Genomic DNA, 17463 nt, shown 5'->3' on the forward strand with positions numbered 1-17463 from the left:
GGTTGGCGCGGGATGTAGCGACTGCGCGCCAGCTTGGCAAACGCGCCGGCGTGGCAAACGCGACGCCGTGCCTCAGCGGTAGTTGAAGCTGATCGAGATGCGCGGCTTTCGCGCACCGTTGGGCGGCACTTCGTGGCGTAGCCAGCTCTCCCACATCAGCACCGTGCCGGGCCGGGGAGTCAGATAGACGAAGGGCTGGCGCTGTTCGGGCGCGCCGGTCTGCACGGTGGGGCGCGCCATCATCAGGCCGAGGCGCGGGTCTTCCAGCTTCAGCGCGCTGGCGCCCTCGGGCACCGAGACATAGAGCGTGCCCGAAATCACGGAATGGGGATGGATGTGGCCGCTGTGGCCCGCGCCGGGCTTGAGGACGTTCACCCACAGGCTGTCGAGGCGGGGCTTGCGGCCCATGTCGAGTTGCAGGGCGCGCGCATAGGCGAGGGCGTGCCGGTCGAGGTGGCGCTTCAGTTCGGCAAACAGCGGATCGCGCAGGGGCAGGTCGCTCAGCGAGCCATAGGAGGTATAGCCACGATAGCCATGCTCGCGGCACCAGAGCTGTCCGGCCCTGTCCATTTCGGCCAGATCAAGGATGGCCTCATGCAGCGATACGATCAGGTCCTGCTGGCTGGGGCTCTCGCCCAGATGCGCCTGATAGATCTCGGTGACGAAAAGGGGCTTCAGACCTGGGGGTGTGGACATGGCCCACGCCATAGCAGATGGGCGCGGCTTTGAAACCGGCGCGGCGCGTGATGCCTTGTTGTTGCCCGAGGGCGAGCCTATCTTGGGCGTCGGCGGGAGTGCTGCTTCGCTCGTCGGAGGCAACTTATCCCAGCGACCTTAATTCACTCGAAGGGAGCTGTCCCTGCATGGGCCCGAGGGCCCGAGCACATGGCGCCCACCTGGTCATCCAGGTCGAGGGGATTGAACCGTCCTTCACGGCGCTTGCGGCGCCCGCCACCCTCTTTCCCGATAATTCCGCATTCCCGCTATGTCAGGCAGGCACGGTCAGGCTATGGCAGTGGGCATGAGCGACAAGGCAACCTTGCGCGCGCGGATGCGTGCCCTGCGCAAGAGCGCGGCAGACGCCAACGCCGACGCGGCGAGGCGTGCGGCGGCGCATCTGGCCGCTGCGCCCCTGCGCGGGGTGCTCGAAGGCGGCGGCGAGGGCGCGCGAACGGTGGCGCTCTACTGGCCCATGGGCTCGGAGATGGACACCCGGCCTCTGGCCGAGGCGCTGGAGGCCATGAGCCACGATCTTGCCCTGCCCGTGGTCGAGGCGCGCGCCGAGCCCATGGTGTTTCGCCGCTGGCGACTGGGTGATCCGCTGGAGCTTGACATGGCAGGCTGTCCTGCGCCGCTGCCCCTGGCCGCAGAGGTGGTGCCGGACATCATCATGGTGCCGCTGCTGGCGTTCGATGCGCGCGGCTATCGCCTCGGCCAGGGCGGGGGCTACTATGACCGGACCCTGGCCCATCTTCGGGCCGTGCGGCAGCCTGTGGCCATCGGAGTGGCCTATGGCGCACAGCAGGTCGAGGCCGTGCCGGTCGAGCCCTTCGACCAGCGCCTTGATGGAATTCTGACCGAAGACGGCTATCGCGCCTTCTGAGACCGGCAAGAGAGGAACAAGCCCACCATGAGACTGGCCTTTTTCGGAGACGTGATCGGGCGCGCGGGCCGCGACGGGCTGAGCGATCATCTGCCCGGCCTGCGCCAGCGTCTCGGGCTCGATTTCGTGGTGGTCAATGCCGAGAACGCGGCCGGCGGTTTCGGCATCACCGAGAGCACGGCGCGCGAGATCTTCGCGGCGGGCGCAGACGTTCTGACACTGGGCAACCATTCGTGGGACCAGCGCGAGGCCCTGACCTACATCGTGCGCGAGCCGCGCCTGCTGCGCCCGGTAAACTATCCGCGCCTGATGGACGCGCCGGGGCGCGGTGCCGATGTGTTCACGCTCTCTGACGGGCGGCGCGTGCTGGTGATCTCGGTGCTGGGCCGGGTGCACATGGACCCCATGGACGATCCCTTCTCGGCCGTTGAACGCGAGCTGAATGCGGCGCCTCTGGGCGTGGTGGCCGATGCGGTGATCGTGGATGTGCACGCCGAGGCCACCTCCGAAAAGATGGCCATGGGCCACTTCTGCGACGGGCGCGCCTCTCTGGTGGTGGGTACCCACACCCATGTGCCGACCGCCGACGCCCAGATCCTGCCGGGCGGCACTGCCTATCAGACCGACGCGGGCGGCTGCTGTGACTATGACTCGGTGATCGGCAACGACAAGGAAGAGCCCCTGCGCCGCTTTACCACGCGCCTGTCAGGTGGACGCTATCAGCCTGCCTCGGGCGAGGCGACCATCTGTGGCGTGTTCGTCGAGACCGACGAGCGCACCGGGCTGGCCACGCGCATCGAGCCCATCCGCATGGGCGGGCGTCTCAAGGCCAGCGTGCCCGCGATCTGAGGTGCCTTCAGCGGGGGCGTGCTTCAGTCGAGGCGGCCCATGAGCGCCAGCGCGCCCACCGCCGTCAGCACGCCCAGCGCAAAGGCCGAGACGATGGCGCCCGAGGCCACGGCGGTCGAAACGGTCACGGGACGGGCCTCGTACCACTCGATCAGGGTGTCTTCGTCGTCGAGGTCGATGACGTCTTCGGCGCCCATCAGGCTCTCCATCGCTACAGGGGTGATGGTGGCTTAATCCGTGCGCGCGCCAGCGGTTCCCCCTTGGCGCACCGTGAGCTTTCAGGACGGGTTTCAGGGTGATGACTTGATCCGCGCGCTGGGCTAGAGGCTCAGGCCCCAGACAAGCCTGAGGTCAGGCACCTTTACCTTCTGACGCGGACGACCATGGCCGGACATTCGAAGTTCAAGAACATCATGCACCGCAAGGGGCGCGCGGATGCGGCGCGCTCCAAGCTGTTCTCGCGACTGTCGCGGGAGATCACCGTGGCGGCCAAGTCCGGCCTGCCCGATCCCGACATGAACCCGCGCCTGCGCCTGGCGGTGAACAACGCCAAGGCCGAATCCATGCCCAAGGACAACATCGAGCGCGCCATCAAGAAGGCGTCGGGCGGCGAGGCCGATGCGCTCGAGGACATCCGCTACGAGGGCTTTGGCCCCGGCGGCGTGGGCATCATCGTCGAGGTGCTGACCGACAACCGCAACCGTGCCAGCTCGAACGTGCGCGCGGCCTTCAGCAAGTATGGCGGCAACCTGGGCGAGACCGGATCGGTCAGCTTCATGTGGGACCGCGTGGGCCAGATCCTCTATCCCGCCGAGGCCGGCAGCGAGGATCAGGTCATGGAGGCGGCCATCGAGGCCGGGGCGAGTGACGTCGAGAGCGACCTCGAAAAGCCCGACATCTATGAGGACGCTCCGGGCCACACCATCATCACCGCCTTCGAGGAGCTGAACGAGGTGGCTGAGGCCCTCTCCAAGGTGCTGGGCGATCCGCGCTCCACATCCGTGATCTGGAAGCCCAAGGCCCTCACGCCCGTCAGCGGCGATCAGGTCGCGACCCTGATGAAGCTGATCGACGCGCTCGACAGCGACGATGATGTGCAGCAGGTTTATTTCAACGCCGACATTTCCGACGAGGACGCGGCGAAGCTGGCGGGGTAAGTCTCGCCGGGAACGCGCCTCACCAAGACAGGACTTCCCCCATGCTGCCTTCGCCTCTCGTCCCGGCCCTGCTGGCCGCTCTGGCCCTGGGCGGGCAGCCCGCGGCAGAAACCGCGAGCCCACCCGAGCCGCAGCCCACCATGCCGCGCGTGCTGGGCAATGTGCAGTATCAGGACGTGACTCTGTTTTATCCCCCGCTTGCCATGGCCGAGGACGTTCAGGGCGTTGGCATTGTCGAGTGCTGGGTCAGTGAGGCGGGGCGCTTCGAGGACTGCCGCGTCGTGTCGGAGAGCCCCGAGGGCTACGGCTTTGGCGAGGCGACCATTCGTCTGGTCTCGCGCTATGAGCTGGAGCCCGCGCGCCTCGATGGCGTGCCGGTGCGCTTTGGCCCGGTGCGCCAGCGGATCATCTGGGAGTTGCGCTAGAGGGTCATGGATACGCTCGCGCCCCTGCTGCCCGCCCTGGCTCTGGCCCTGCTCGCCGGAGGGCTGATAGGTCTGGAGCGCGAGTGGCATGCCCACCCGGCGGGCTTTCGCACCCACATTCTGGTCGCCCTGACATCGGCTCTGCTGATGTTCGCCGCGACCCATCAGGGCGCCTGGGCCATGGTCCTGCCCGAGACCGCCAGCATTGTCATCGACCCTACGCGCATGGCCCATGGCATACTGACTGGCATCGGCTTTCTGTGTGCGGGCGTGATCTTCCGCGAAGGCTTCAGCGTCACGGGCCTGACCACGGCGGCCTCGCTGTGGATCACATCGGCGCTGGGCATACTGTCCGGCGCGGGCCTGTGGGGGCTGGCTCTGGCGGGGCTGGTCATCACCCTGATTACCCTGATCGCGCTGAAGCTGGTCAGCATCCGCGTGCCCACGCGCGTGCCCGTGGACCTCAGCGTCACCAGCGCGTCAGCAGACAGCGGTGCCGATGCGCGCGTCAGGGCGGCGCTGGATGACAATGGCGCCCGCGTCCGGCTCCTGAGCCTGGAGGCCCAGCAGGGCAGGCGCACGACTCACTATCGCCTGCATCTGCCGCGCACGCGGCTGCACGCGCTCGCAGAGGCGCTCGGCGGCATCGAGACCCTAGATGGCTACACCCTGACCCCGCGCGCGGATTAGATCACTCATTGTCCGACAAGGCGCGGTGGGGCAAGCTGCGAACAGATGACGAACACGATTCGAATCCTCGGGCTCGATCCCGGACTGCGGCGCACCGGCTGGGGCGTGATCGTCTCTGACGGCGCCCGCCTGCGCTGGATCGCCCACGGAGTCATCCGTCCCGATGAGCGTGCGCCCTTTTCCGAGCGGCTGCTGGCCCTGCTGGAGCAGACCACCGCTGTCTGCCGCGAGCACGCCTGCGACGAGGCCGCCATAGAGGAGGTATTCGTCAACATGAATCCGGCATCGACCCTCAAGCTCGGCCATGCCCGCGCCGCCGTGATGCTGGCCCCTGCGCGTGCGGGCCTGCCGGTGGCCGAATATGCGGCCAATGCCATCAAGAAGGCGGTGGTCGGCGCAGGCCATGCCGACAAGAGCCAGATCGCCTTCATGGTGCGCCGCCTGCTGCCCGCTGCCGGTGAGGTCAGCGCGGATGCCGCCGACGCCCTGGCCGTGGCCCTGACCCACGCTCAGCTTCGCAGGCACCGGGCCATGTGCGCAGGCGCGGCATGATCGGCCGGCTGCGCGGACTGATTGCCGATGTCGGCGAGCACGAGGTGCTGATCGATTGCATGGGCGTGGGCTATCTGGCCACCTGCGGTGCGCGCACCCTGTCGCGCCTGCCTGCCCTGGGCGACGAGGCCACCTTGTTCATCGAGCACCAGTGGAGCGCCGAGCAGGGGCCGCGTCTCTACGGTTTTCTGGGCCGGGACGAGCGGCGCGCCTTCACCGCCCTGATCGCCATTCAGGGGGTTGGTCCCAAGGCGGCGCTGAGCGTGCTCGATGTGCTCTCGCCCGGCGAGCTGGCCTCGGCCGCCGCGCGCGAGGACAAGGCGGCGGTGGCGCGCGCCAACGGCGTCGGTCCCAAGCTGGCCCTGCGCATCGTCACCGAGCTGAAGGGCAAGGCACTGGGCGAAGTCAGCTTCGCCCCGGCGGCCAGCGTGCCCGAGGCCGCTGGCATCGCGGCCCCGTCGGTATCCGGCGAGGCGGTCTCGGCCCTGCTGGGGCTGGGCGTTGCCGAGGTGAATGCGCGCCGCGCCGTCGATCAGGCCCTGGCGCGCCTGGGCGATAATGCGGAGCTGCCCGCCGTGATACGCGCCAGCTTGCAGGAGCTGGGCCGATGAGCGAGCGCCTGATCGATGCCGACCGCGCGCCGGGGGATCACGACCGCGCCCTGCGCCCCCAGACCCTGGCCGATTTCGTCGGCCAGCCCCAGATCAGGGCCAATCTCAAGGTCTTCATCGAGGCGGCGCGCGGGCGGGCCGATGCGCTCGACCACGTCCTGCTGTTCGGCCCTCCGGGCCTTGGCAAGACCACCCTGGCCCAGATCATCGCGCGCGAGCTGGGCGTGGGCTTTCGGGCCACCTCGGGGCCGGTGCTGGCCAAGGCCGGTGATCTGGCCGCCATACTGACCAATCTCGAGCCGCGCGACGTGCTGTTCATCGACGAGATCCACCGGCTCAGCCCGGCGGTGGAGGAGATTCTCTATCCGGCCATGGAAGATCATGTGCTGGACCTGATCATAGGCGAGGGGCCGTCGGCGCGCTCGGTCCGCATTGATCTGGCCCCGTTTACCCTGGTGGGCGCGACCACGCGCGCGGGCCTGCTGGCGACGCCGCTGCGCGACCGTTTCGGCATACCGATGCGCCTCGAATTCTATTCGCTGGCCGATCTGACCACCGTGGTCGAGGGCACGGCCCGGCGCATGAACGCGGCCATCAGCGCCGACGGGGCCGCCGAGATCGCCGGGCGGGCGCGGGGCACGCCGCGCGTGGCCGGACGCCTGCTGCGCCGCGTGCGCGACTTTGCCAGCAGCGAGGGGGCTGATGTGATCGACCGCGCGGTCGCCGCGCGCGCGCTCAGCCGCCTCGACGTTGACGAGGCCGGTCTCGATGCGCTTGATCGCCGCTTCCTGCGCGCCCTGATCGAGAACTACGGCGGCGGGCCGGTCGGTATGGACACACTCGCGGCCGCCATCGCCGAGGCGAGGGACGCGGTCGAGGACGTGATCGAGCCCTTCCTGTTGCAACAGGGCTTCATCCAGCGCACCCCGCGCGGGCGAATGGCCTGTGCCCGAGCCTATGAGCATCTGGGGCTGGAGCCGCCGCGCTCGCCCGATCAGACGGGCCTGTTCGGCAAATGATCCGTCGCCATCCCCTCGGGGTGACAGCGCTGGGGACTGCGGTTGCCATCGGCCTGGGGCTCGTGGTCCAGCACCGTCTGGGCGCGCCGGGCTCGGCGATGGTGATACAGGCCGCCGCCGCCGGTCTGGGTGCCCTGCTGGCTCTCGGGATCGCCCGCGCGCGCCTGCCGGGTCGAGAGGCCGTCAGGGCCTCGGTGCTGATCGTCCTGCTGGTCATCATGGCCCTGCCCCTCGTCTTTGGTCCCGAACTGGCCGGCGCGCGGCGCTGGCTGCAACTGGGCCCCGTCAGCACCCAGCCATCCATGATCCTGCTGCCGGTGGTGATCTGGCTGGCGGCGGCGGGGCGGGCCAGCCCTGTCTCCAGCTTGCTGGTTCTGGCGCACGGCGCGGTCCTGGCCCTGCAGTTCGACGCGGCGGCACTGACCGGCCTGACGCTGGCATGGGCGGCATCGCGCGCCCTCTGCCCGCAGCGCGACGCGCTCCATGGCTGGCTCGTGAGCGCCGCACTGCTGGCGCTCAGCGTGCATGCGTGGATCAGGCCCGATGACCTGCCTTCGGTCGCCTATGTCGAACAGGTCCTGCCCGGAGCGTGGCAGGCCGGTGCTGTCACCGGGGCCATGGCCAGTCTGGCGGCGGTTCTGGTCGTGGCCATGTTCGCCGTGCCAGAGCGGAAGGACAGGGCGCTGGTAGCGGGCCTTGCGGCCTTCTACACCGGCCTTGTGGGCGCGGCGCTTATCGGCAACTATCCGCTGCCGGTCGTGGGTCTCGGGGCATCGCTGGTGCTGGGCTGGCTCATCGCGCTGGGCCTTGCCGCTGCCCGGCCCATCAAGGGCATGCCATCATGACCGACCAGCCGACAGCCGGACGTTTACACGGGCGTGTGCATCGCCTGCCCGTGCGCGTCTATTACGAGGACACCGACTTCACCGGCCTCGTCTATCACGCCAACTATGTGCGCTATTTCGAGCGGGGACGTTCCGACTTCCTGCGGCTGGTGGCGGGCGATCACTCGGGCCTGCTGGAGCGCGAGCGGCCACTGGCCTTCGTGGTCACGCGCATGGATCTGCGGTTTCTGAAGGCGGCGCGCATCGACGACGCCCTGATCGTCGAGACGACTTATGACGCCATCCGTGGCCCGCGCCTGATCATCAGCCAGGCGATCGTGCGCGCGGGCGAGCGCCTTTGCGAAGCGGCGGTGGAGGCGGCCTGCATCGACCTTGGCGGACGGCCCATGCGCCCGCCCGCCGACATGGTCGCGACCTTGAAACCCTGGCTGATCGATCAGGCCTCAAGCGCCTGACGCACCACGGCGAGGGCAGCGTCGGCATCGCCACCGCCCGGTGCCCCGCCCTGCGCAAAGTCAGGACGCCCGCCTGCGCCTGCGCCGCCCAGCGACTGGACCATGGCCCGCGCCAGATCGGCGGCATTGAAGCGCCCGGTCAGGTCCGGCGTGACCGCCACGCTGACCGCCGCCTTGCCCTCGGCGAGGCCCACCAGCGCCACGACGCCAGAGCCCAGCGACTTGCGGAAATCCTCGGCAACGGGGCGCAGGCCCTTGCCATCGACGCCATCGAGTACGCGCGCGATCAGCTTGACCCCGCCGATCTCCTCGGGCCCGCTGGCCGCGGCCCCGCCGCCCAGTGCCAGATCGCGCTTGAGCTGGGCGACCTGTTTCTCGAGGGCCTTGCGCTCGCCCACCAGTGCCTCGATGCGCGCGGGCAGGTCGGCGGGCTGGACCTTCAGGCTCTGGGCCAGATCGCGGGTCACATTGGCCTGGCCGAGCAGATAGCGGCGTGCGGCCTCTCCGGTCAGGGCCTCGATGCGCCGTACCCCCGCGGCGATACCCTGCTCGGACACGATCTTGAACAGGGCGATGTCGCCGGTGCGCGCCACGTGGGTGCCCCCGCACAGCTCCATGGAATAGGCGCCTTCGCCATCCAGCGCGTCACCGAGCGTGAGCACGCGCACCTCATCGCCGTATTTCTCGCCGAACAGGGCCATGGCCCCGGCCTTGATGGCCGCGTCGGGCGTCATCATGCGCGTCTGCGCCTCGCGGTTCTGGGCGATGACGGCGTTCACCTCGTCCTCGATGCGCGCGATCTCGTCTGCCGACAGGGGCGCGCCGTGGCTGAAGTCGAAGCGCAGCCGCTCGTGATCGACCATCTGGCCCTTCTGGGCGACGTGCTCGCCCAGCACGCGGCGCAGGGCGGTGTGCATGATGTGCGTCGCCGAGTGATTGGCGCGCGTTGTGCGACGCTTCTCGGCATCGACGTGCAGGCTGACGCGGGCGTCGGGCTTCAGCTCGCCTTCCAGCACCTCGACGCGGTGCACGTGCAGGTCGGCGGCGGGTTTCTGGGTGTCGAGCACCCGCCCGTATCCGCCCGGCCAGCGGATGGTGCCCTTGTCGCCCGCCTGGCCGCCGCCCTCGCCATAGAAGGGGGTCTGGTCGGTCACGACATCGCCGCTCTGGCCGGTGCCGAGTTGATTGATCTCGCCGTTTTCGCCGACGATGGCCAGAACCTGCGCCTCGCCATCGAGGCCGTCGTGGCCCGTGAAGCGCGTCGGGCCGAGCCGGTCCTTGAGCGCCAGCCAGACTTCCGCCGATGCCGACTGGCCCGAACCGGCCCAGTGCTCGCGCGAGCGGGCACGCTGTTCGCTCATGGCGGACTCGAAGCCCGCCTCGTCCACGCCAAAGCCGCGTCGGCGCGCCTCGTCCTGGGTCAGGTCCAGCGGGAAGCCATAGGTGTCATAGAGGGTGAATGCCGTCTGGCCGGGCAGGGTGCCGCCCTCGTCAAGCCCTGCCAGCGCCTCGTCCAGCAGGCTCATGCCGCGCCCCAGCGTGGTGCGGAAACGCTCTTCTTCCTGGCGCAGGGTCTCGGTGATGAAGGCCTGGGCGCGGCCCAGCTCGGGATAGGCCTCGCCCATCTGTTGCACCAGGGCGGGCACCAGGCGGTGCATCAGCGGCTCGCTGGCACCCAGCAGGTGGGCATGGCGCATGGCCCGGCGCATGATCCGGCGCAGCACATAGCCGCGTCCCTCGTTGGAGGGCGTGACCCCGTCGGCGATCAGAAAACCGCTGGCGCGCAGGTGATCGGCGATGACGCGGTGGCTGGCGGCCTGATCGCCGCGCGCCTCGGTGTCCGTCGCCTGCTGCGAGGCCTCGATCAGGTTGCGGAACAGGTCGGTGTCATAGTTGGAGTGCACGCCTTGCAGCACGGCGGCTACGCGCTCCAGCCCCGCGCCGGTGTCGATGGAGGGCTTGGGCAGGGCCGAGCGCGTGCCATCGGCGGCCTGCTCGAACTGCATGAACACCAGGTTCCAGATTTCCACCCAGCGATCGCCGTCCTGATCGGGGCTGCCGGGCGGGCCGCCGGGCACGTCCTCGCCGTGATCGAAGAAGATTTCGGTGCACGGACCGCAGGGGCCGGTATCGCCCATGGACCAGAAATTGTCCGAGCCCGCGATGCGCGCGATGCGGCTTTCGGGCAGGCCGGCGATCTTCTTCCACAGATCGAAGGCCTCGTCGTCATCGACATAGACCGTAGCCATCAGGCGCGAGGCGGGGATGTCGAACTCGTCCGTGACCAGCTTCCAGGCGAACTCGATGGCCGCGGCCTTGAAGTAGTCGCCGAACGAGAAATTGCCCAGCATCTCGAAGAAGGTGTGGTGGCGCGCGGTATAGCCCACATTGTCGAGGTCGTTGTGCTTGCCGCCTGCGCGAACGCATTTCTGGGCGCTGACCGCGCGCGAATAGGGCCGCGTCTCCTTGCCGGTGAAGACGTTCTTGAAGGGCACCATGCCCGCGTTGACGAACAGAAGCGTCGGATCGTTCTGGGGCACCAGGGGGGCGGAGGCGACTTGCTCGTGGCCGTGGCGGGCGAAGTAGTCGAGGAAGCTCGAGCGGATCTGGTTGAGACTGGCCATGGGTGCGGACTTCTGGAGCGGCTTGTTTTTCGTTGGGCGCGTGAGCGCGCGGCGGGGAGAAGAGCGTCGTCATATAGGGGATCGCGCGCGATTGCATCACCCGTGCCCGTGCGCCCGCGCGATTGATGGCGCAAGCGGGCACCAGTGGCCGACACGCACCTTGAACAGAAAAAAGGCCGCCTGACGCGATGGCATCAGGCGGCCTCGGTTTTCCCGGCCCTTATCCTGCGGGGTCGGTTGGCGGGTCGCAGGGCCAGGGCGGGAAAGCGGTGGGCAGGGGAGGGCGCGCGCGCCGCTCAGAGGTCCTGGCCCTCATCGGGTTCGGGCGTGCCCAGCAGGTCGTCGGCGATCTTGCTGGTGGACTGGCGCACGGCCTTTTCGATGGCGTCGGCCACGTCGGGATTGGTCTTCAGGAACTCGCGCACGTTCTCGCGGCCCTGGCCGATGCGCTGGCTGTCATACGAGAACCACGAGCCGGACTTCTCGATGATGTTGGCCTTGACGCCCAGATCGATGATCTCGCCGATCTTGGAGATGCCCTCGCCGTACATGATGTCGAAGGTGACCTCGCGGAACGGGGGGGCGACCTTGTTCTTGACCACCTTCACGCGCGTGGTGTTGCCCACGATCTCGTCGCGGTTCTTGATGGCGCCGGTGCGGCGGATGTCGAGGCGCACGGAGGCATAGAACTTGAGCGCATTGCCCCCCGTGGTCGTCTCGGGGCTGCCGTACATCACGCCGATCTTCATGCGGATCTGGTTGATGAACAGCACGATGCACTTGGACTTGGAGATCGAGGCGGTCAGCTTGCGCAGGGCCTGGCTCATCAGGCGGGCCTGAAGGCCGGGCAGGCTGTCGCCCATCTCGCCCTCGATCTCGGCGCGCGGGGTCAGGGCGGCGACCGAGTCCACCACCACGATGTCCACTGCGCCCGAGCGCACCAGGGTGTCGGTGATCTCCAGGGCCTGCTCGCCCGTGTCGGGCTGGGAGACCAGCAGGTCATCGAGGTTGACGCCCAGCTTCTGGGCATAGACCGGGTCGAGCGCGTGCTCGGCATCGACGAAGGCGGCCACGCCGCCGGCCTTCTGCACCTCGGCGACCGTGTGCAGGGCCAAGGTGGTCTTGCCCGAGCTTTCGGGGCCGAACACCTCGATCACGCGGCCCTTGGGCAGGCCGCCGATACCCAGCGCCAGGTCCAGGCCCAGCGAGCCGGTCGAGACGCTCTCGATCTCGACCACCTGTCCGCCCGAGCCGAGCTTCATCACCGAGCCCTTGCCGAATGCGCGATCAATCTGTGCCAGCGCCGCCTCGAGCGCGCGCTGCTTCTCGCCGTCGTCCTTGCCCACCAGTTTCAATGCCGCCTGTGCCATGTCGAAAACCCTTCTGTTGCTACACGATTCTGGCGTCTGTCGCCGTCGCTTTGCCGGAAGGGCCCGCCATCGACCCGCCCCGTGCCGCCATATGTGCACGGTTTGTTCTTGTTCGCAATATGTTCTTGTTGCCACCGTCGCGGGATAGAGCCACCGACCGGACGTGCCGCACCCTGGGCACTACCCCCAACCGCCGACGAGTCGGTAGCGGGGGCTCTCCTGGCAGAAGCCGAGCTACGCAGTTCGTTCCTGATTCAGGTTGAAGAGCCGCGCTAGAATTTCCTCATCACTTAATGTGCCCTTCCGGAAATCATCGCCCCATCCGTAAGCGTCAGAAACCGCTTCATCGACTGCCTTCTGCGCATTTTTCAGCCACTCCGGATAATCGTTGTAGAGCTTCGTGAGAGTGCGTTTAGCGAGTTCCTCGGCAGCGCTCGGGCTCAGGGGCACGACCCGCTCGGGATAACATTCCACAATGTCGGGCACTCGGTGAGCAAGGTTCGGAGGATTTAGCCAGTTCTCGCGCTGCGTGTTAAGAGCAGCCGCAGCGGTAGCGATGGCGTGCCCTGGCGTACCCTCTGCGTGAGCCTCTGCCGGCATGTCCGGCGAGAAGCCGACTGGGAATGGGAAAGTCAGGAAGGTGCGGGTCGCGTTGTATCGGCCCTGATTTCCGACCCCCATCTGGTTTCCATGAGCTTTTGTCCATACGCGGTGGATGTGGGAGCTTAAGATGCCGAAGGTGATGTGATCGTCACGGCAAATGACAAACAAGCTGCCGCTGAAGATGTACGAGCTTGGCAAAAAGCGAAACAGGAGATGTTCGCTGGTCTCCGGCACCGCAATGATACGATCGAATGCGGCGACGGCGCTTCTCAACTTCGGGCGAGGCCGCTGCATCAGCCAGAACTTTTCGAGCCGATCTACCTCAGTCGCGGTTCCCACCTCCCGGGTCCGCCGATGCTCGGCCACTTGAGTTCGAACATGCTGAAACGGCTTTTCAAATAGGGCGGCATCGGTCGATTCCGGATAGTCGGTAAAATCAAGCACCCAAGCGTCGCGATCCCGCATCGTGACGTCGTCATTTCCCGCGAACCTTCGAACGACCTCGGAGTTCGGTTTTCCATTTGGATTGGTCGGCTCTTGCAAGAACGACCGGGCGAGAGAGTCGCTGATCTCGAATGGACCGTTCAGCTTCACGCCTTGGAATGCGCAGTTCCGATTTTCTCGAACGGGCTTTGCCTTGCTGACATCCAATCCAGCCGTAAGGTCGGGATTGATGAGGCCCGATGGCTTCCCATCCAGCTCAAAATCCGTGGGGGAACGCTTGGCGCAAACGACTGCCACCCGTACCTGGGCCCCATCCACGACCCAAGGCTGGTTTCGTGATGCGCTGAAAATTCGAAAATCGGTGTCGGTAACCAACTTGGAGAGGGGCTTGTTGCTGGCCCCCTTTCCGATCGACTTCGTTGCGATGAGTCCGAGTGCCGACAGTCGCTCGGAGCTCGCCATGGCAGCGGCATTGGCAAACCAATAGCTGACCAGATCAGCTGACGCGGGCACGCTGCCACGATAGGCAGCGTAAAGCGTGTCAGTGTAGTTGTCGCCTAAGCCCTTTAAGGCGGGCTTCGTCTTCGTTGCCGGCCTGCCTTTGCGATGAAACTTCGAACCGAGAAATGGCGGATTACCCACTATCGCGTCGGTATCTGGCCAATCCGCCCGCTTGCCTTCAGCGGTAAGCAGCGCGTCCCGGCATTCCGCGTCCCGGCATTCAATGTTAGTCAATGTGCGGAGGATCGGGTTGCGCGAGGCCTCAAAGCCGTTTCGACGCATCCATTGGATTTCACCAATCCAAACCGAGATTCGAGCCAGTTCCGCTGCATAGGGATTGAGCTCCAATCCCATGACGTTTTCAGGCCCAACGCGAGGGAAACCGCGTGGGAGGCCGAGCACCTCCGCTTCCACATTTGCTCGGTGCTCGATGTCCTTCAGCGCCAGCAATGAGAGATAGAGGAAGTTCCCCGACCCGCAGGCCGGATCAAGAACGCGGAATTTCTCGAGACGCTTGAGAAAGGCCCTGTGAATCGACTCCGCTTCGTTGAGGGCCTTGGTGCGAGCCGCCAACTCCTTGCCGCGCAGCAGTTTCTCCTTCGTCGGGACGGGCGCGTTCTCGATCAACTCGGTGATCCTCGCCCTGGCGTCCGCCCACTCCCGTTGCAGCGGCTCCGCAACAACAGGATCGATGATCTGCAGGATTTTTTCGCGGTCGGTGTAGTGAGCACCAAGTTGACTTCGCTTGTCCGGATCGAGCCCTCGCTCGAACAGGGTTCCCAGTACTGAGGGATCAATCTCGGACCAGTCCAAGTGTGCGGCGATCAACAGATCGTCGATGTCGACGGGTTCTAACGGCAGGCTGGCATCATCATCGAATAGCCCCCCGTTAAACCATTCGACTCTCTCGAAGCCGACCATACCTCCCGATTTCATCGCATCAAAAAGAGTGCGGGCGTGGTCGCCGAACTGCGTCGGTGAAGCGCGGCTCAGCTCACACTACACCCTGACTGAAATCGAGCAACGTCCGCTCCCAACCCAAAGAGAGCTTTGGTGGGTCCACCTATGGCGGACCCACCGCGGCCTAAAGGTCGATCTGCCCAGAGATCTCCAGAGCGCTGAGCCGTAAGGCTGTAGGCGTCTAGTGCCATTCAGGAGCACCCTCAACAGGGCCAGTCTGTATCTAGCTCCCAAGTCGCAACCTCGATTGCACGAGCAGCTCAATCTGGCTCGGCTGACAGGTTCGTGCCCGGCGGAACCAGATCGGCATGGTGAAGCAGCAGCGTTCGGACAGCTTGGCCTGCGGGGGCAAACCCGCCAGATGCTTACGGAAGGCGCAGCGATACAGTTCGCCTCCCTTGCCCTTCGTCTCCGCAGTCGAGGACACGACGCGCAAGCGGTCGCCCATTTCGTCAATCGGCTCGTATTCTGCATGTTCGCAGAGGATGTGGACCTCCTTCCTGGCAAGATGTTCACGCGGATGATCGAGGCGATGGAACGTCCATTGTCAGCCACTGAGACTGCTCTGATCAAGTTTATCGCCGCCGGGTCCCTTCCCAGCGCAATGCTTGCTGATTTGCATCACAGGTTGGTCCGAGAGATGGACGACGGACGGATGGGGAGCTTGCAGTTTGTCGGGGCCGCTGACCGCAGCATGGGTAGCACTGTCGCACATGCGGAGTTCGAGGACGCTGATGGCGTTCCGGTTAGTGTGGCCCTGCTGCTTGATCAGGAGGGTCGCCTGTTTGAGCTTGATATCTGGAAGGTCGATTTCAGTCCGCTGATACGAACAGCGGATGTGACGCTCTTTCGTGCCGCTCGGTAGCTCGGGCCGAAGGTCTGCTTCGGGTCGGGAGCCGCCAATGTTTTCGAGCCCGAAAGCGGACGCTGCGGCCCTGGCATAGGGGCGGCCCAGTCGAGTTCAAGCAATCAGCCAAAGGCTAGTGCCCAATGTGCGGCTCGTCGGGCCGGTGGCTCTATCCCGTTGCCACCGTCGCCCAAGCCGGGACGAAGGGCGTGTGATGCGACCGGAACTGACGCAGGCCAGAGCCGCGCGCCATCGGAACCGCCACGCTCGCAGGGCTTTTAGATTCGTGATCCGCAGGCGCGCCGGCCTGGTGCCGCGCCGCTCTCATCAAGACGTCCGGGGCCCTCATGACCAGAAAGAACAAGCCCGCGCTCCTTCAGGTGCGCACGGCCACACTGCAGGATGTGGAGGCCATCTCGGCACTGGTGCGCAAGGTCTATGGCAAGATGCCCGCCTATACGCCCGGCATGCTGCAAGGCCAGATATCCAACTTTCCCGACGGCCAGTTCCTGGTCGAATACGAGGGCGAGATCATAGGCTATGCCGCCAGCTTCCGCATCGACGAGAAGACGGCGCTGTCTGCCCACACCTGGACCGAGATCACCGGCGGCGGCTATGGCTCGCGCCACGATGCGCGCGGGCCGTGGCTCTATGGCATGGAGGTGTGCGTCGATCCCGACCGCCGCCGCCTTCGCATCGGCCAGAGGCTCTATGACGCACGCCGGGATCTGTGCGAGCGGCTGAATCTCAAGGGCATTGTGTTCGGCGGGCGCATGCCGGGGCTGGCGCGGCGCAAGAAGGCCTACCCCGAGCCCGAGGCCTATCTCGATGCCGTGGCGGCGCGCAAGCTCAACGATCCGGTGATCGGCTTTCACCTGCGGGCGGGCTTCGAGCCCATCGGGGTGCTGAGGAATTATCTGAAGTCCGACACCGCCTCGCTGGGCCATGCGACGCACATGGTCTGGCGCAATCCTTATGCCGAGGAGGTCGAGGGGCCGGGCGGACAGATGCACGCGGTCAAGGAATCGGTGCGCGTGGCCACGGTGCAGTTCCAGGCCCGCAAGGTGTCCAGCTTCGACGAGTTCATGGCCAACATCGAATATTTCGTCGATGTGGTGGCGGACTATCGCTCGGACTTCGTGGTGTTTCCCGAGCTGTTCACCCTGCAACTGCTGGCGCTGGAGGAGCGCAGGCTGAATCCGGCTGAGTCCATCGAGGCCCTGACGCGCTACACGCCGCACTTCATCGAGCGGATGCGCGATCTGGCGGTGGGCTACAACATCAACATCATCGGCGGCTCGCACCCCACGCGGGCCGAGGACGGCGACATCCAGAACGTGGCCTATGTTTTCCTGCGCGACGGCTCGGTCCATGCGCAGGAAAAGATTCACCCCACGCCCAACGAGCGCCACTGGTGGAACATCAAGGGCGGCGATCGCGCCAGTGCCATCGCCACGGACTGCGGCCCCGTCGGGGTGCTGATCTGTTACGATTCCGAGTTCCCCGAGCTGGCGCGGCGGCTGGTGGACGAGGGCGCGCGCATCCTGTTCGTGCCGTTCTGCACCGACAACCGCCAGGGATACCTGCGCGTGCGCTACTGCTCTCAGGCCCGCGCCATCGAGAACCAGTGCTATGTCGTGCTGTCGGGCAATGTCGGCAATCTGCCCAATGTGGAGAACATGGACGTGCAGTACGCCCAGTCCTGCATCCTGACGCCGTGCGATTTTCCGTTTGCGCGCGACGGCATCGCGGCCGAGGCGTCAGAGAACGTGGAGACCGTCACCGTGGCCGATCTCGACCTGACCGATCTGGCGTGGGCCAAGGCGCAGGGCACGGTCAGGAACCTGCGCGACCGGCGCTTTGATCTGTACAAGACCGTCTGGCACGACGGAGGTTGATAGGGGGGCT

The 17463-nt window shown here is 66.4% G+C and carries 17 protein-coding genes and 1 other RNA gene; 13 read left to right on the forward strand and 5 right to left on the reverse strand.

Annotation, left to right across the window (positions count from 1 at the left end; all coding sequences use genetic code 11):
• Positions 1-72: 72 nt before the first annotated feature.
• Positions 73-696, reverse strand: coding sequence for a TIGR02466 family protein (locus tag ACK4E3_RS10120; protein ID WP_409700039.1), 624 nt, complete (start codon positions 694-696; stop codon positions 73-75).
• A gap of 95 nt (positions 697-791) precedes the next feature.
• On the opposite strand from ACK4E3_RS10120, the gene ssrS reads away from it, so the two are divergent.
• From ssrS to ACK4E3_RS10135, 3 genes are all read left to right on the forward strand, one after another.
• Positions 792-952: non-coding RNA, 6S RNA (gene ssrS, locus ACK4E3_RS10125), on the forward strand.
• 69 nt (positions 953-1021) lie between these two features.
• Positions 1022-1603: a 5-formyltetrahydrofolate cyclo-ligase gene (locus tag ACK4E3_RS10130; protein WP_409700042.1), complete on the forward strand. Its 582-nt coding sequence runs from the start codon at positions 1022-1024 to the stop codon at positions 1601-1603.
• 27 nt (positions 1604-1630) lie between these two features.
• On the forward strand, positions 1631-2452 hold the full coding sequence (locus ACK4E3_RS10135; RefSeq protein WP_409700045.1) for a YmdB family metallophosphoesterase: 822 nt from the start codon (positions 1631-1633) through the stop codon (positions 2450-2452).
• 23 nt (positions 2453-2475) lie between these two features.
• On the opposite strand, the gene ACK4E3_RS10140 is transcribed toward ACK4E3_RS10135, so the two are convergent.
• Positions 2476-2649: a hypothetical protein gene (locus tag ACK4E3_RS10140; RefSeq protein WP_409700048.1), complete on the reverse strand. Its 174-nt coding sequence runs from the start codon at positions 2647-2649 to the stop codon at positions 2476-2478.
• A gap of 186 nt (positions 2650-2835) precedes the next feature.
• Here ACK4E3_RS10140 and ACK4E3_RS10145 point away from each other — a divergent pair, with 186 nt between their 5' ends.
• The 8 genes from ACK4E3_RS10145 to ACK4E3_RS10180 are packed head-to-tail and all read left to right on the forward strand — an operon-like array spanning position 2836 to position 8206.
• Complete coding sequence (locus ACK4E3_RS10145; RefSeq protein ID WP_409700051.1) at positions 2836-3609, forward strand: YebC/PmpR family DNA-binding transcriptional regulator; 774 nt, start codon at positions 2836-2838, stop codon at positions 3607-3609.
• Positions 3610-3650: 41 nt separating this feature from the next.
• Entirely contained in the window at positions 3651-4034 is a 384-nt protein-coding gene (locus ACK4E3_RS10150; protein WP_409700054.1) for an energy transducer TonB, read from the forward strand.
• Positions 4035-4040: 6 nt separating this feature from the next.
• The gene (locus ACK4E3_RS10155; RefSeq protein WP_409700057.1) at positions 4041-4724 is read left to right on the forward strand and encodes an MgtC/SapB family protein; all 684 of its coding nucleotides are present in this window, start codon (positions 4041-4043) and stop codon (positions 4722-4724) included.
• A gap of 45 nt (positions 4725-4769) precedes the next feature.
• Complete coding sequence (gene ruvC / locus ACK4E3_RS10160) at positions 4770-5276, forward strand: crossover junction endodeoxyribonuclease RuvC (RefSeq protein ID WP_409700060.1); 507 nt, start codon at positions 4770-4772, stop codon at positions 5274-5276.
• Complete coding sequence (gene ruvA, locus ACK4E3_RS10165) at positions 5273-5887, forward strand: Holliday junction branch migration protein RuvA (RefSeq protein ID WP_409700063.1); 615 nt, start codon at positions 5273-5275, stop codon at positions 5885-5887. Before ruvC ends, ruvA begins: the two co-directional genes overlap by 4 nt.
• A complete protein-coding gene (gene ruvB, locus ACK4E3_RS10170; protein WP_409700067.1) occupies positions 5884-6906 on the forward strand; it encodes a Holliday junction branch migration DNA helicase RuvB in 1023 nt (340 codons plus the stop codon). The genes ruvA and ruvB overlap by 4 nt, the downstream gene beginning before the upstream one ends.
• Positions 6903-7751 carry an FtsW/RodA/SpoVE family cell cycle protein gene (locus ACK4E3_RS10175; protein ID WP_409700069.1) on the forward strand — a complete coding sequence of 283 codons (849 nt, stop codon included), beginning with the start codon at positions 6903-6905 and terminating at the stop codon, positions 7749-7751. The genes ruvB and ACK4E3_RS10175 overlap by 4 nt, the downstream gene beginning before the upstream one ends.
• Positions 7748-8206: a YbgC/FadM family acyl-CoA thioesterase gene (locus tag ACK4E3_RS10180; RefSeq protein ID WP_409700072.1), complete on the forward strand. Its 459-nt coding sequence runs from the start codon at positions 7748-7750 to the stop codon at positions 8204-8206. Before ACK4E3_RS10175 ends, ACK4E3_RS10180 begins: the two co-directional genes overlap by 4 nt.
• Here the strand turns inward: ACK4E3_RS10180 and alaS are convergent.
• The 3 genes from alaS to ACK4E3_RS10195 form a co-directional block, all read right to left on the reverse strand.
• Positions 8188-10830 (reverse strand): alanine--tRNA ligase, encoded by a 2643-nt coding sequence (gene alaS, locus ACK4E3_RS10185; RefSeq protein ID WP_409700074.1) that lies wholly within the window; start codon positions 10828-10830, stop codon positions 8188-8190. The genes ACK4E3_RS10180 and alaS overlap by 19 nt on opposite strands.
• A 296-nt stretch (positions 10831-11126) precedes the next feature.
• Positions 11127-12200 carry a recombinase RecA gene (gene recA / locus ACK4E3_RS10190; protein WP_409700077.1) on the reverse strand — a complete coding sequence of 358 codons (1074 nt, stop codon included), beginning with the start codon at positions 12198-12200 and terminating at the stop codon, positions 11127-11129.
• Positions 12201-12434: 234 nt separating this feature from the next.
• The gene (locus tag ACK4E3_RS10195) at positions 12435-14669 is read right to left on the reverse strand and encodes a class I SAM-dependent DNA methyltransferase (RefSeq protein WP_409700079.1); all 2235 of its coding nucleotides are present in this window, start codon (positions 14667-14669) and stop codon (positions 12435-12437) included.
• Between the two features lie 286 nt (positions 14670-14955).
• Here ACK4E3_RS10195 and ACK4E3_RS10200 point away from each other — a divergent pair, with 286 nt between their 5' ends.
• Positions 14956-15573, forward strand: a complete 618-nt coding sequence (locus ACK4E3_RS10200) for a DUF6984 family protein (RefSeq protein WP_409700082.1) — start codon at positions 14956-14958, stop codon at positions 15571-15573.
• A gap of 329 nt (positions 15574-15902) precedes the next feature.
• Entirely contained in the window at positions 15903-17453 is a 1551-nt protein-coding gene (locus ACK4E3_RS10205) for a GNAT family N-acetyltransferase (protein ID WP_409700085.1), read from the forward strand.
• Positions 17454-17463 lie beyond the last annotated feature (10 nt).

Origin of the sequence: Brevundimonas sp. (assembly GCF_046299595.1) — a bacterium.
Classification (GTDB): Bacteria; Pseudomonadota; Alphaproteobacteria; order Caulobacterales; family Caulobacteraceae; genus Brevundimonas.

Coding starts and splice junctions, on each gene's coding strand:
- ACK4E3_RS10120 (WP_409700039.1), bottom strand. CDS start 696: ATGTCCACACCCCCAGGTCTGAAGCCCCTTTTCGTCACCGAGATCTAT.
- ACK4E3_RS10130 (WP_409700042.1), top strand. CDS start 1,022: ATGAGCGACAAGGCAACCTTGCGCGCGCGGATGCGTGCCCTGCGCAAG.
- ACK4E3_RS10135 (WP_409700045.1), top strand. CDS start 1,631: ATGAGACTGGCCTTTTTCGGAGACGTGATCGGGCGCGCGGGCCGCGAC.
- ACK4E3_RS10140 (WP_409700048.1), bottom strand. CDS start 2,649: ATGGGCGCCGAAGACGTCATCGACCTCGACGACGAAGACACCCTGATC.
- ACK4E3_RS10145 (WP_409700051.1), top strand. CDS start 2,836: ATGGCCGGACATTCGAAGTTCAAGAACATCATGCACCGCAAGGGGCGC.
- ACK4E3_RS10150 (WP_409700054.1), top strand. CDS start 3,651: ATGCTGCCTTCGCCTCTCGTCCCGGCCCTGCTGGCCGCTCTGGCCCTG.
- ACK4E3_RS10155 (WP_409700057.1), top strand. CDS start 4,041: ATGGATACGCTCGCGCCCCTGCTGCCCGCCCTGGCTCTGGCCCTGCTC.
- ruvC (WP_409700060.1), top strand. CDS start 4,770: ATGACGAACACGATTCGAATCCTCGGGCTCGATCCCGGACTGCGGCGC.
- ruvA (WP_409700063.1), top strand. CDS start 5,273: ATGATCGGCCGGCTGCGCGGACTGATTGCCGATGTCGGCGAGCACGAG.
- ruvB (WP_409700067.1), top strand. CDS start 5,884: ATGAGCGAGCGCCTGATCGATGCCGACCGCGCGCCGGGGGATCACGAC.
- ACK4E3_RS10175 (WP_409700069.1), top strand. CDS start 6,903: ATGATCCGTCGCCATCCCCTCGGGGTGACAGCGCTGGGGACTGCGGTT.
- ACK4E3_RS10180 (WP_409700072.1), top strand. CDS start 7,748: ATGACCGACCAGCCGACAGCCGGACGTTTACACGGGCGTGTGCATCGC.
- alaS (WP_409700074.1), bottom strand. CDS start 10,830: ATGGCCAGTCTCAACCAGATCCGCTCGAGCTTCCTCGACTACTTCGCC.
- recA (WP_409700077.1), bottom strand. CDS start 12,200: ATGGCACAGGCGGCATTGAAACTGGTGGGCAAGGACGACGGCGAGAAG.
- ACK4E3_RS10195 (WP_409700079.1), bottom strand. CDS start 14,669: ATGGTCGGCTTCGAGAGAGTCGAATGGTTTAACGGGGGGCTATTCGAT.
- ACK4E3_RS10205 (WP_409700085.1), top strand. CDS start 15,903: ATGACCAGAAAGAACAAGCCCGCGCTCCTTCAGGTGCGCACGGCCACA.